General features: G+C 43.7%; 12 protein-coding genes. 6 read left to right on the top strand and 6 right to left on the bottom strand.

Features of this window, described 5'->3' with window-relative positions:
- Positions 1-186 precede the first annotated feature (186 nt).
- From BK120_RS28905 to BK120_RS28890, 4 genes are all read right to left on the bottom strand, one after another.
- Positions 187-1086 (bottom strand): SDR family oxidoreductase, encoded by a 900-nt coding sequence (locus BK120_RS28905; protein ID WP_076270960.1) that lies wholly within the window; start codon positions 1084-1086, stop codon positions 187-189.
- A 249-nt stretch (positions 1087-1335) separates the two neighbouring features.
- Positions 1336-1992: a transmembrane-type terpene cyclase gene (locus tag BK120_RS28900; RefSeq protein WP_076270959.1), complete on the bottom strand. Its 657-nt coding sequence runs from the start codon at positions 1990-1992 to the stop codon at positions 1336-1338.
- Positions 1993-2237: 245 nt separating this feature from the next.
- Positions 2238-2672: a YciI family protein gene (locus BK120_RS28895; protein WP_076270958.1), complete on the bottom strand. Its 435-nt coding sequence runs from the start codon at positions 2670-2672 to the stop codon at positions 2238-2240.
- A gap of 140 nt (positions 2673-2812) precedes the next feature.
- Entirely contained in the window at positions 2813-3625 is an 813-nt protein-coding gene (locus BK120_RS28890; protein ID WP_076270957.1) for an alpha/beta fold hydrolase, read from the bottom strand.
- A gap of 302 nt (positions 3626-3927) precedes the next feature.
- Between BK120_RS28890 and BK120_RS28885 the strand changes: the two genes are divergently transcribed.
- The 3 genes from BK120_RS28885 to BK120_RS28875 all read left to right on the top strand — a co-directional run bounded on the left by BK120_RS28885 (position 3928) and on the right by BK120_RS28875 (position 5869).
- On the top strand, positions 3928-4842 hold the full coding sequence (locus tag BK120_RS28885) for a GNAT family N-acetyltransferase (RefSeq protein WP_179089918.1): 915 nt from the start codon (positions 3928-3930) through the stop codon (positions 4840-4842).
- Between the two features lie 24 nt (positions 4843-4866).
- The gene (locus BK120_RS28880; RefSeq protein ID WP_076270955.1) at positions 4867-5313 is read left to right on the top strand and encodes a GNAT family N-acetyltransferase; all 447 of its coding nucleotides are present in this window, start codon (positions 4867-4869) and stop codon (positions 5311-5313) included.
- 61 nt (positions 5314-5374) lie between these two features.
- Entirely contained in the window at positions 5375-5869 is a 495-nt protein-coding gene (locus tag BK120_RS28875; RefSeq protein ID WP_076270954.1) for a P-loop NTPase family protein, read from the top strand.
- Positions 5870-5986: 117 nt separating this feature from the next.
- On the opposite strand, the gene BK120_RS28870 is transcribed toward BK120_RS28875, so the two are convergent.
- Positions 5987-6706 carry an ankyrin repeat domain-containing protein gene (locus tag BK120_RS28870; protein ID WP_083682587.1) on the bottom strand — a complete coding sequence of 240 codons (720 nt, stop codon included), beginning with the start codon at positions 6704-6706 and terminating at the stop codon, positions 5987-5989.
- Positions 6707-6735: 29 nt separating this feature from the next.
- Entirely contained in the window at positions 6736-8244 is a 1509-nt protein-coding gene (locus BK120_RS28865; RefSeq protein WP_076270953.1) for an S-layer homology domain-containing protein, read from the bottom strand.
- A 238-nt stretch (positions 8245-8482) separates the two neighbouring features.
- Here BK120_RS28865 and BK120_RS28860 point away from each other — a divergent pair, with 238 nt between their 5' ends.
- The 3 genes from BK120_RS28860 to BK120_RS28850 all read left to right on the top strand — a co-directional run bounded on the left by BK120_RS28860 (position 8483) and on the right by BK120_RS28850 (position 13688).
- Positions 8483-9439, top strand: coding sequence for a nucleotidyltransferase domain-containing protein (locus tag BK120_RS28860; protein WP_076270952.1), 957 nt, complete (start codon positions 8483-8485; stop codon positions 9437-9439).
- A 7-nt stretch (positions 9440-9446) separates the two neighbouring features.
- Positions 9447-12353, top strand: a complete 2907-nt coding sequence (uvrA, locus tag BK120_RS28855; RefSeq protein WP_076270951.1) for an excinuclease ABC subunit UvrA — start codon at positions 9447-9449, stop codon at positions 12351-12353.
- A gap of 168 nt (positions 12354-12521) precedes the next feature.
- Positions 12522-13688, top strand: coding sequence for an MFS transporter (locus BK120_RS28850; RefSeq protein WP_076270950.1), 1167 nt, complete (start codon positions 12522-12524; stop codon positions 13686-13688).
- Positions 13689-13706: the final 18 nt, after the last annotated feature.

The following is a 13706-nucleotide window of genomic DNA, read 5'->3' as shown; positions in this document are numbered from 1 at the left end:
CGCAAAAGTCTTTGCATCAGGGAAACATCCCCGTTTTCAAATGAAAGGACTTCAAATTCCACTGTATAGTGGAGCTTAAGGTCCTTTTTCTCGATGAAAATAAGTTCTAAGTAGTGCTCAAAAAATCGCAAAATGACTTTTGAGACAGCCCCTTGTTTTGCGGAAAGGCAAGCAGGCAACGAAGGATTAAGTCTCTGTCATAACTCCGCCATTGACATGCAATACCTGCCCTGTAACGAATGATGAATCGTCTGAAGCTAAATAAATGTAGGTTGGAGCAAGCTCGAATGGCTGACCTGCGCGTTTCATTGGCGTATTGGCGCCAAATGTTTGCACATATTCAGCTGGGTAACTGGAGACGGTCAGAGGGGTCCATATCGGACCCGGTGCAACAGCATTAACGCGTATCCCGCAATTAACGAGCTGCAGCGATAACGAACGGGTAAAAGATACGACTGCTCCTTTTGTTGAAGAATAATCGACCAGAAGCGGGGCACCTGCATAAGCAGTTACAGAGGCTGTGCTGATGATGGTGCTTCCTGGATGAAGATGTGGAAGCGCGGCTTTCGTCAAATAAAAGTGAGGAAAAATATTGGTCCGATAAGTATCTTCCAGCTGCTCATTCGAGATGTCCAAAATACTCGTCTGAGGAAACTGGACCCCTTGGTTAAGCACCAAGCAATTGATTTTTCCATAATGCTCAAGTGTTATTCTGACGATTTCGGTGGAGAGCTCTGGCCTGCGGAGATCACCTTCAATTAGCAGGCAGCGACCACCGTATTGCGCTACCATTTGCTGAGTTGCAAGCGCATCTTGACGTTCGTACAAATAAACGATAACGACATCAGCACCCTCTTTGGCGAAACCAATGGCAACAGCTCGGCCAATTCCGCTGTCTCCTCCAGTAATGATCGCTACTTTGCCGGACAGCTTTCCACTTCCTTTATAGGCGGGGTTGTCGGAAATCGGAAGCGGGTTCATTTTGTATTCAAGGCCAGGCTGCCTGTCTTGATGCTGGGGCGGAAAGGTTAGGGGCTCCTGTTTGCACTTTGTTTCGTAGCCATAATAGGGATAAAACGGAATCATCATGGTATCCTCCATTTGAGTTCATTGCAATAGGGTATTCACCCAGTGGCTAATATGCAACTCTCAGGTAGTTTGCATAATGGAGGGAGTTTATAAAGAGGGCTGTTCAGAAGGAAAGGACTTATGATGCTGGAGGTTTTAGCAGGAAATTTGCTGAGATGGTTGATGGTGGTTACACAGCAGAATAAGCAGCCGGTATAGAAATCCGCTAGCGAAAGTTTACGCTTTCTAAGCTTTCGCTAACAGGCATCAGGCATTGATATGCGGTGTTTTATTGATTGTATGTTTGTGAACGGTTTTAATTGAAAGCCTATAAACAAGTAGGATATAAACAATGTCCAGTACAAGGATCAGAACATACATAATAAACAATAATAGTGATTGCGGGAAGAGCGAGAAGCAGAGGATCGAGGCGAATAAGGTACCTATCATTTTGAAATAAGCGATAGACAGGGATTGTCCCTTTAAGTCTTTAATTATCAGCATTCGGATGAAGAGAATCGACATGAGCAGATTGATGCCAAAGGCCGAATAAATGCCCATCTTATCATGGAATTCAACCGCCATACCATAATGCAGCAGAAATGCGATCACAAGCAGCGCGAAAACAGAAGCGTGAATAACGCGTTTAGGATAGGTGCCTTTGGAATAGTAGAGGAATTGAAGCAGAATAATGCAGTCAAGCAGGAACCATACTAAGGTCCCGATTTGCTGAAGCGGGTGAAACGGCATAATAAAGGTAAATAGAAATTCCCAAGTAATATTTGCACATATGCAGGCGAGCGGCATTCCGCAGGCTTGATCCTTAAACCCTTTGTAAATAACGAGAATATAGACGATCGTCCAAAATAGTGCTACCCCAAACATGAGAAGAAACTCTACTTTTAAAGGCAACAGATGCTCCATATAACGACAATCGCATCCTTTCTAATATGATTCGCCCAACTAGTACAGGCATCTAGCTTGTCTATCTATATGAAATTAGTATGTCCTGTAGACCCTTGAACGAAAAAAGGACAAAATTTGTTATGCTTACAAAGGGAATCCAGACTATTGTTAGTTGGAAAATGAAAAAGGAGATCGACAGGGATCTCCTTTCTCAAAACTTAGCGTTTTTAACTAATCAATAGTGTGGTGAAGAAAGGATGAATTCACGCTTTCTTCTGCTCGACAACTTGTTTGCGAAGCTTCATTTCCTTTGCAAGGGTTTCGGGATTGTTCATTAAGTCTTCTGCCTCGAATACTTGTCGCAGCTCAATTACGCCTTGGCCAAATCCATGGGGGTCCGGGAAACGAAGCGCCCATTCAACAGCTTCTTCTCTAGATTTGACCTCAATTAACGTGTAACCGGCAATTAATTCTTTGGCTTCCGTAAACGGCCCGTCTATGACCTTCGGCTTGCCGCGTGGTTCCGGATATGAAATTCGAATGCCGCTGGAGCTCGGCAGCAGTCCATCAGCAGCAAGCAAGACACCGGCTTTTACCAATTCCTCGTTATACTTCTGCATCGCATTAATGAGCTCCAAACTCGGCATAACCCCAGCCTCTGAATCCGTTGTAGCTTTTACAATCATCATAAATCTCATATGTGTATTCCTCCTATTTTTTAGTGAAGCTTATGCCGATTGAAGAAAGTCCGATAATTCAGCTTCTACTTATTCGACGAATTAATCCTCATTAGATCGACATCGTATCTACATCTATTCGTTATTATTTTCATTTGTATTTAGTGATTGTTCTTAAAAAAAGCAATAAGCTCCGCAGAAATTCGTTTGGCGTCGAGCTTCTTGGTATGTCCAAGCCCTTTTTTACTAACGAGCTGGGCATGTGGGAGCACCTTCGCAGTGGCCTGGGCACCCCGTCGCAGTGAAGCTGGACTTTCGGTTCCTTCAATTACCAGCGTGGGCATAGTAACTGTACTCCAAAGCTTGGCAGGAAGTGGTTTTCCATCCATAAAGCCATCCAATAATGCCGCATCGTAGGGGAGTGTATGAGCGACAGCCATAAGGTTAGACCAAACGCTTGGCATCATGCGCATCATGGCAACAATGAAGGAGGGGGCTCCCATGCCTTTAGTCATAAAATATTTGATGGCATCGGCACGGTGATTTTGTGCAATCAGCTTCTTGACCTGTTGTGCAAAGTCTTTCGGAGCTTTGCGATCTGCTGCATCGACCACAAATGGCGGCTCATGCAAAGCCAGTTTCGTGATATTAGCTCCATTTGAAGCGGCCTGTAGGGCGAGAACTGCTCCAGATGACAGTCCCCAAACATATGCTGAGCCGCCAGCCTCTTCAATCATCGCCTTAAGGTCATCGATTTCATGGATTGTGTCATATGCCTGTGTATCTCCGCTATCGCCGCGGCCGCGGCGGTCGTAGTTGAAAACCGTAAAGTGCTCACTCAATAATTGTGCTAGCTGTACTTGTGCGGGGAATTTTCGGTAACTGAAAGCACCCGCTACTAATAGGAGTGCTTGCCCTTTACCCATTTTGTCATATGCGATTTTGGTTCCGTCTTTAGAAGTTGCGGTATACATTTGATTGCCTCCTTAGAATAAATAACCTTATGTCTTTATTAAGACGACGAACCGCTGATGGGAATATCGACACCATTTCATAAACAATTTAAAAATATTTTTCCTGCTGTTTAAAAGCTAAAACGAGGGTTATGTAAACTTGCATAAAATGAAGGATTGAAAGGGATTTGATAACTATTGCGCAGGATTATTTGTTTATATCTATTTTATCCCTAGTATCTCTGTTTTGCAGTAACTATGCTTAAATAGTTGTAGATTGTCAAAGGCGCAACCGAATAGCAGTTTGAGAGGAATGTATGCAAATGAGAATACAGAGCAGGCATTATAAAGAAGATGATTTTATCAGGGTTAGAGATTTTCTGAAAAATATATTTGGAAAATGGTCGGTTGGCCATGTATTTATGCCAGCCCGGTGGGAATATATCGTTTTTCATCCCAATATCGTTCCGCTGAAACAAGCTGGAGTGTTCGAACAAATCGGACTGTGGGAAGAAGATGGAGAAATAGTAGCAGTTGCTCATTTTGAAAGCGAACTGGGCGAGGTATATTTGGTTGTAGACCCGAATTATACATTTCTGTATTCGGAAATGATTGAATACGCGGAAGCGAATTTATATGAAATAAAAGAAGATGGCCGGAAAAGTATAGAGTTTCATGCGGATGAGAGCAATGAAACATTGAAAGCTTTATTAGAAGAAAGAGGATATTTACGGGATGCTGCCCTCTATGAGGTTTACTCCGGCAGGTCAATCTTAGACGAGCTCCTTGATCTGAAGCTGCCTGAAGGACTTCAGGTAAGAAATATTCGAAAAAAAGAAGATGATGGACGTAGGCTGCGCGTTTTATGGCGCGGATTTGATCATGCTGGCGAACCAGACCCCAATGATTTATGGAAGTCAGACTATATGCAGAGTGCACCTGGATATGATCCTTTTATAAATATCGTGATTGAAAATGCAGAAGGGAATTTTGTTGCTTATGCAGGGTTCTGGTATGATCATCTTAGTCGAGCAGCCTATATTGAACCGGTTTGTGTAGATCCGGATTACCGGCGAATGGGACTAGCAAGCGTTGCACTTATGGAAGGAATGCGGAGATGCAGGCTTTTAGGTGCTGAAAATGTATATGTCGCATCGGATGCAGGTTTATATAAATCACTTGGATTCTCGCAGGTTAGTATTAGTTATTCCTGGATAAAACAACTCTCTGACAAATGAGTGAATGAATACGGAGGATGAGTTATGATAAACAAAATTGTTCCCTATCAAGAAAAAGATCACGATAAATTAGTGAATATTTGGTATCATGCTGTGCGACAAACCCACACATTTTTGACAGATGAGGATATTGCATTCTATCATCAGATGCTTCAAAACGGAGCGTTAAAGGAAGTTGAGATTTGGGTAGAGCTGAATGAAAACCAAGTACCGACAGGGTTCATTGGGCTTGACGGAACAAAGATCGAGATGCTTTTCGTACACCCCGATAACCACGGAAGGGGAATAGGCAGTCGATTAATAAAACATGCCGAAGCATTAAAAGGCAGCAATCTCCAAGTCGATGTCAATGAGCAAAACGAAGGAGCATTCACCTTTTACAAACGATATGGTTTTGTGCAGCATGGACGATCTGAACTAGACAGTTCAGGACGACCATTTCCGATCCTTCACTTAGTATTAAAGCGTTGAATGAAAATAAAACACTGGATTGAATGATACTTAGGTATAGGGGGAAAGGAGGATACTTGCTTTGAAAAACTGCAATAAGATACATATCATTGGCGAAGTTGGGAGTGGTAAAACTTATCTAGCAGAGAAGTTATCAAAGCAATTAGACATTAATTATTATCAACTGGATAACGTTGTTTGGAGAAGAGGAGAAGAAAGCGATACTCGAAATTCTCAGGAAGTGCGTGATGCGATTCTTGGGGATATTGTAAATCAAGAGAAATGGATTATTGAGGGTGTTCATTACAAATGGGTTCAACGATGCTTCGAGTCTGCAGACATAATCATCTATCTAGAAACAAATGTTTTTATACGAGATATTCAAATGTTAAAACGATATTTCAAACAAAAACTCGGATTGGAAAAAGGGAATTACAACCAAACGATTAAGAACTTGTATAGCATGGTTGTATGGAATCACAAATTCGAATCAGAACGAAAGCCAATAATTGATAAGATACTACATTCATATGATTACAAAGTACAGAAATTTAAAAGTAATAAACATGTTCGTTGAAGTAATAGAGATATTCAAAAAATGGGAAATTGAAATATCTGTTTACTTAATGATTGCAAAATAAACAAAAGAACAACCCACTTCATGTGGGTTGTTCTTGTATAAATTATCGTTCCGCTATTTCTGTGCACCAGCTTGCTGCAAGGCTTCAATCATTTCTTTAAAACCCCGGTTCTGGGCATGCTTCAGTGGGGTTACGCCTTCTGAATCCGCAAGATTTACATTAGCGCCGTGATCGATTAATAATCGCACGATCGCCTGATGGTCTGCTCCACCATCCCCGAGAATAATAGCCTCAAGAAGTGCGGTCCATCCAAGCTGATTCACATGATCGATATTAACGTCGGATGTGGTTAGCAGCTCCTTTACAATCTCAACATGTCCCCGATCTGCAGCTGGAATGAGTGCGGTACCGCCAAAGCGATTGGTGATGGTTGTATCTGCGCCGGCAGCTATCGATGCTTGAACGAAGTCCATCAGCCCCTCTGCACCTGCATAAAGGAGCGGGTTGTCAGAGCGATTATCTTGAATGTTGATATTTGCTCCTTTTTCTATGAAGAGGTTAAACACATCGAGCTGGTTCGTATGCACGGCGATCATTGCAGAGGTTCTGCCTTGATCGTCGGTCGCGTTGATGTCGGCACCTTCGGCTAGCAGCTCAGTTATTGACGCTCGATCTCCTTGTTTTGCTGCTGCTAACAAAGCTTTATTCAACTTGTCCATTTCGTTGTTCACCGCTTGGGCTGCATGCTGCTCATCATTTGTTAACTCCTGATCATTATTTTCCTGACAGCCCGAAATGATAAGAGCCAGCATGATTATAATTAATCGCAACATCACACACCCATCCTTTCTTAGAAATTAATTTAGTTTAAGGACATTGTAACATCTTGAGCGGTTGCCCACGAGCCTATCGGTTTTACTGTGTACGTTGTTCCTGGCGTTAATTTCGTGTCTTTCGCCAAATCAAATACGCCAACAGCGCCTTTACGGCTGGAATATTTATAGGAAGCAATGATCTTCTCGCCAGTTGGCGCCGTTAACTCGACACTGCGGCCAGAGAATAGTTCATCTTCAGGATCTTGTGCTAAAGTCAAGAGAATCGAAGTTTCACTAGCAGCTTCAGCACCAGTTAACTGCAAGGTTGGTATTTCTTTTGCTACAAAGGAAGCGTTCGCGATAGCAGCCCAATCTGATGTTACCATATAAGTCACGCCCGGCTTCAATGCTTGCCCTTCGGGAAGGCGGAATTTAGGCTCCTGCTTGCCATCTGTTGATTGTGTGAATGGTACATATTTCGCAATGATCGGTTGACCGCCTTCAGGTGTAATCGTCACTTGGCGAGCTTGCATTGAAGAAATGATTTGGAATGTCTTGCCGCCTGCTTGGTTGTTCTCATCGAGGATGAATGCATTCGCACCTCGACCGCCGCTATAGGCTGAGATGATATAGCCATAGTCAGTTACTCCGTTTGCTTGCAGCGCTTCTACCTCAAACGTATCATTTGTTACTTGGCTTGCTGTTGTCATATTTACTTTCGTTGCATTTCCAGTAAAAGAAGCAGCATGTTGTCCTTTATATGTTAGATTATAGGTTGTGCCTGCTTGCTGAACGGAAGTAGGGACAATATAGGTTGCGATGGAGCCCGTTTTTAGACGCGGCATATTGGTTAAAGTAAGACCATCGTTAAATGCAAAATCTGTTTTTGCCTTCGTGAATTCTTCATCCGTTGTCGTAAGCGGTTTATCGAAAGTCACGATGAGGGTAATGGCATTTAGCGATTGGACGTTTGTAATTTTAGCTTGGTCTGAAGGAATAGCCTTGTGAGCGGTTTGCAACAAATAAGCAGCTTCGCCGCGGGTTAAGTTATTATTCGTAGTGCTGAACGGACTGGCCCATGCATTCACGGACTTGAGATCACGCTTTAATGCTTTGGATACGGCTTGAATCAGCTCTTCATCTGAGACCACAGCTCGAGGCCCAAATTGACCGTTCTCAGCTTGCATGATGCCAAGCGCTACAACCGTTGCAGCATAATCTTCATACCAAGCATTCGGACTCACATCCGTTAAGGTTACTGCATTTGGAGCAGTGTCTTCGAGAAGGAAAGTTTTTACGATCATTTTGGCAAGTTCGGCACGATTAATTGGGTTTAGGGTGCCCATGGATTGGTCGGGATAACCTTGCATAACACCAAGCTTTACGAGCTCATTAACAGCTGCTTCTATATCTTTATTGGATAATGGTGAGGATGCAGAAACTTTTGCAATGACTGCTGGTGCTGCGGATACGTTCATAACAGCATACGGAATGGTCGATGCTCCTAGTGCTGCTGCAACCAAAAGGGCTGCTGCTTTTTTCTTATAGTTTCTCATTAGTAAATCCTCCTCAGATCGTTTCGGTTGTTATTGCCTGTTTCTATAATAGAGGATAGAGTTAAACGCCCAAGAAACCAGTTATTAATAAAATATAAAATCCACATTAACATTCTCGAAATTATGTTCGGAGACTGACCAACAAATAAATGGAACAAACATATTACAATTGATAGATTCATCCTATTTCTGGTATATATTAATAGAAGATAGTCGAAAGCTCGGAAAGGGGAGGCTCATGGAATTGCAAAAAGTCGGCGAGGACAAAAGGAAGCTGCTTATAGAGTCACTGAGTCAATTTGTCGAAAAAATTAAGCAGGATGAGCAGATCATTGCAGCAGTACTCTTCGGCAGCCTGTCCTATGATCAAGTATGGGAGAAATCAGACATTGACCTCAAGCTGATCGTTCACGACCAGAAACTAAAGAACAGTTATGTTTGTTTTGTAGAAAATGATGTTCCGATCAACACCAGCATTCAGACGCGCAATGAGTTTAAAAGGTGGATGGAACGTTCCGTCAGCGGCTCATTTCAGCAGTCAATGCTTGTACGCAGTACACTGCTGTTCACAAAGGATGAGTCTATAACGGAATATTTTGAACAAATTCGTTATGTTGGCGATCGCGACAGGCAGCTTCAGCTGCAGCGTCTTGGCTGTCATGTGCTCAGCCTGCTTTCCAAATCGGAGAAATGGCTGTATGTGAAGCAAGATACAGCTTACAGCGCTTTCTGGTTGATCAAAATGGTTGATGTACTGGCGCAAATCGAAGTGCTGCTTCATGCGGAAGTCCCGATGCGGGAGGCGGTTCAGCAGGCATTGGTACATCATCCGGATTTCTTTACCAAGGTCTACACGGAGCTAGTATGCGAACAGGTTACCGAACCGAAGGTTCGTGCAGCTATAGAGCTTGTTAACCAGTATTTAGATGAAAGAGCGGAGCTATTGTTTCAGCCAGTGCTCGCTTACTTGAAAGAGGAAGGCGACGTTCGTACTGTGACGGATATCGTCATGAAGTTCAGCACGGTTATTGATATTGATGCAGGCACCATAGCAACAGCTTGCGATTGGCTGGCTGAGAAAGGGCTTCTAATGAAGCTGGAATCGGAGAGAAAAGCGACGCCGAAAAGCCGAATCATGCTGCTCGAGCCCGCTTATTTGTATGAGGAATTCGATGAACCAATCTGGGGGATGTGATTAACTTATGAGACAGTTTATTGAAGTTAAGGGTGCAAGACAAAACAACTTGAAAAATATAGACGTGAACATTCCGCGGGACAAGCTGACGGTCATCACGGGTGTCAGCGGGTCTGGGAAGTCGTCGCTGGCGTTTGAGGTGATCTATGGAGAAGGGCAACGCAGATTTTTGGAATCGCTTTCAACGTTTGCTAAGAGCCGGATGAACCAGCTTAAGAAAGCGGATGTTGATTTTGTGTTTGGACTGTCCCCTGTTATTGCTATCGAGCAAAAAAAAGGAATTGTTAATCCGCGTTCAACCGTTGGTACGATGACGGATATTTATGACTTTATGAGACTGCTCTTCGCATCGGTTGGAGAAGCCTGCTGCCCTTTCTGTGAGCATCCCGTACCGATTAGATCAGCAGGACAAATGATCGATCATATCCGTCAGCTGCCAATCGGAACAGAACTTGAGGTGCTTGCTCCGGTTTATAAAATTTATGGTGAAAATTATGAAACAACCTTCGATGAAATTCGTTCCAAAGGGTTTCGAATGATTCGTATAAACGGGAATAAGCATAGTCTCAGTGATACGATCGAGCTGGATGAAGAGGCAGATTACCGAATAGAAGTTGTTGTCGACAAGATTATTGTCCAGACGGATTCGTTTAAGGCGCTTGTGAAGACAATTGAGAACAGCTTAAAGCTGGTCGGGGAAGGTTTTATCCGATTCGATATCGCAAATACTTCAGATGAAACGAAGCTCGACCGTGATCGGTTCTACCAGGGCTTTGCATGTCCAGAACATCAGCTTACGATGGGAGAGCTGCGCGCGAATTACTTTTCTTTTAACGATCCAAGCAGCGCTTGCCGCACTTGCGGCGGCATTGGAACATTTATGCGAGCCGAAGCTAGGTTCCTGATTAAGAGCGCGGACAAAAGCATTAACAAAGGAGCAATTGATGCGAAGCTTCTTGGTCCGAGCACCGGCACTTGGCATTGGTCAAGCGTAAGAAGTCTTGCGAGCCATTACGGGTTCAGCTTGGATACACCTTACATGGATTTGCCGGAGGAGATCAAGAACATCTTGATGTACGGTACCAAAGGTGAGAAATTCCCTTTCCTACCAGGAGAGGAAGCCTCGAAGTCACAATTCCGTCATGCTGGCAAGCTAATGAGCTTTGCTGGTTTAGTTCATATTATCAATGGGTGGTACAAGCTATACTTAAAACGCAAAACACAATCCACAGGTGAGGATGAGTTTTACAAGCGTGTGATGGTCGAGCATACTTGCCCCGACTGTGAAGGGAAGAAGCTGCGGCCGCAGCGATTCCGTGTGAAGGTAGGAGGCGCAGACATACATGAGCTGAGCAACTATTCGCTTATCGAATTGAATGAATTTCTGTCATCCGTTAAGTATGCGGAGCAGCAGGCTAATGTGGGTCAGCAGGTTGCTTCCGAAATCCAATCGCGATTAAACTTGCTGCTTGATATTGGGCTTGATTATTTAAGCCTTGGACGCCGCTCCGATACGATTTCTGGCGGTGAGGCACAGCGAATTCGTCTCTCTACGCAAATTAGTTCGGGGCTTATGGGAATGCTTTACGTACTGGACGAGCCGAGTATCGGCCTGCATGCGAGAGACTCCATTCGTATCATCGACACCTTGAGAAAGCTTCGTGATATCGGCAATACGATTATTGTCGTGGAGCATGATATGGATACGATCTGCAGTGCCGATCACATTATCGAAATCGGCCCAGGTCCAGGCTTGCATGGAGGAAATGTGGTGGCAGAGGGCACGGCAGAACAGCTACGAGACAACCCAGATTCCATCACAGGTTCTTTTTTGACGCGCAAACGGAGTATTGAGGTGCCGGCAACACGCAGACAGCCAAGTGGGATGACCTTATCGCTGCGAGGAGCGAGGGCGAACAATTTGCGCAATGTTAATGTCGATATTCCGCTTGGCGTTATGGTTTGTATAACAGGCGTCTCTGGTTCAGGCAAAAGCACACTCATCCACGAAGTAATCGGCAAGCAGCTTCATGCCGTCATCCGTGATGCGCGAATTGTTCCTGGAGAGCATGATTCATTGTCGGGGCATGAGCATTTAACTGGCACGATCAACATTGATCAATCTCCGATCGGAAGAAGCACAAGATCCAATCCGGCAACTTATGTGGGTTTCTTTGATAAAATTCGTGATTTATATGCGAAGGCGGCTAGCGCAAGCGGACATACATTGACCAAAAATGACTTCAGCTTCAATCAGAAAAATGGGGGGAGATGCGAAAATTGCCAAGGTGAAGGAATGGTAACGACACAGCTTCAGTTTATGCCGGATGTAGAATCCGTTTGTCCGGTATGCCAAGGAGCTAGGTTCAACGAGGAAGTTCTTGATGTTCGCATTCGCGAGAAGAACATTGCTCAGGTTTTGGAGATGAGCATAGAGGAGGCGGCTTTGTTTTTCTCTGACCAACCATATATTTTGCATAAATTGAATGTTTTAAATGAGTTGGGTCTAGGATATTTACGACTCGGGCAATCGTCAACGACGCTGTCTGGTGGAGAAGCTCAGCGGATAAAGCTCGCCACGGAGCTAAGTAAATTATCTAGGGGATCCCATAATCTTTATATTCTCGATGAGCCGACAACGGGCTTGCATCTGCAGGATATCCAGAAGCTGATCGATTGTCTTCATCAGCTCGTAGACGCTGGCCATTCTGTCTTCGTTATTGAACATCATTTGGATATGATTAAAGTAGCGGACTACATCATAGATATGGGACCGGAAGGTGGAAATAACGGTGGGATGGTCGTTGCATGCGGTACGCCTGAGGAGGTAGCACAGACACAAGGATCACTTACCGGTAAGTTTTTGCGTGAGATGCTTGTAGCTGGGGAACCGTATAATCTAGAGCTTGCATGATCAAAGATATATGTCGCGGTGAAAATGTATTCAACTGTATAAGTTGGTAATCAAAAACGGCAGAGATGCCGTTTTTTGATTTTGATCCACATATAAAAGTTCATTTCATGGTAGAATAAAAGATTGAGATAGCTATATTTAAGAAACAAGTGGAGGAACTAAACTTTTATGAAGGCATCAAACTTATTACGAGGCTTTAATTTTTTGTATTTTGCACTACTGGCTATGTTTATTTCATTCCTTCCGGTTTATTTAGATGTACAAGGACTAAGTCCTTCGCAAATTGGCTTCATTATAGGAACAGGCGGATTTGTTACGCTTATCGCTCAACCTTTATGGGGGATGATAAGCGATAGAACCAAATCCATTCGTAAAGTTTTGTTGGTACTGTTATTTTTCTCAACCATCATTGGTTACTTGCTTTATGATTCCAGCAGTTATCCGCAGCTCATTCTGTACGCTATGCTGCTGTACTTCTTTCTCATGTCCATCGATCCGTTAACGGAAAGCTTGAATTTTACAATTGCCGAATCTTCAGGAACCAGCTATGGCTCTATTCGTACTTATGGCGCATTGGGTTATGCCTTAGCAGCGCTGCTTACAGGTTATGTTATCTCTTATTTCGGTGAACATAGCTTGGCGCTGCTTTTTGGAGGAATCGGGTTAATCAGTTTCATTATAGGTTGGATCATGCCGGATGCGCCTGTAACAGGCAAGCCGGTTACCTTAAAGAGTCTCAAGCATTTTATTAGCAATAAAGAGACACTAATGTTTCTGCTCTTGGTGTTTATCTGTTCGGTCCCTGCACGGATGAATGATACCTTTCTTGGCGTATACATTCGTGAGCTTGGCGGGAGTACCGAATTGGTTGGTCAAGCGTTCTTCTTGGCAGCAGGCAGTGAAATTGTAGTGTTCGCTCTGAGCTTTTGGTGGATGCGCAAAGGTAAAGAGCTGCTTATTATTTCGTTTTCAGCCGTGTTCTATTTCCTTCGGTTTTTCCTGTCAGCTTGGATTACCGATCCGCACATACTTGCGTATTTGCAAATTTTACAGCTGTTGACTTTCCCTGTGTTCTATTCAGCAGCTATTCAGTATCTTTATCGAATAGTACCAACCGAATGGCGCGCGACAGGTCAAACGGTGCTTGCGCTGCTGTTTTTTGGTGTTTCAGGCATTTTAGCCTCCTATGTAGGCGGAGCCGTGTATGGTAGCTTTGGAGGCAAAACATTGTACTTGTCTATTTCCACCATATCTTTTGTCGGCATGCTGTTTGGTCTCATTCTATATCGGGTTTATGGAAAAAGGCTCTCTTCATCAGATGAAGCTGCATCATAATAGTGATCAGTTTTTTTA

Origin of the sequence: Paenibacillus sp. FSL A5-0031 (assembly GCF_001956295.1) — a bacterium.
Lineage (GTDB): Bacteria > Bacillota > Bacilli > Paenibacillales > Paenibacillaceae > Pristimantibacillus.
Note: the sequence above shows the minus strand (reverse complement) of the source record. Positions and strands in the feature narration are given on the sequence as shown.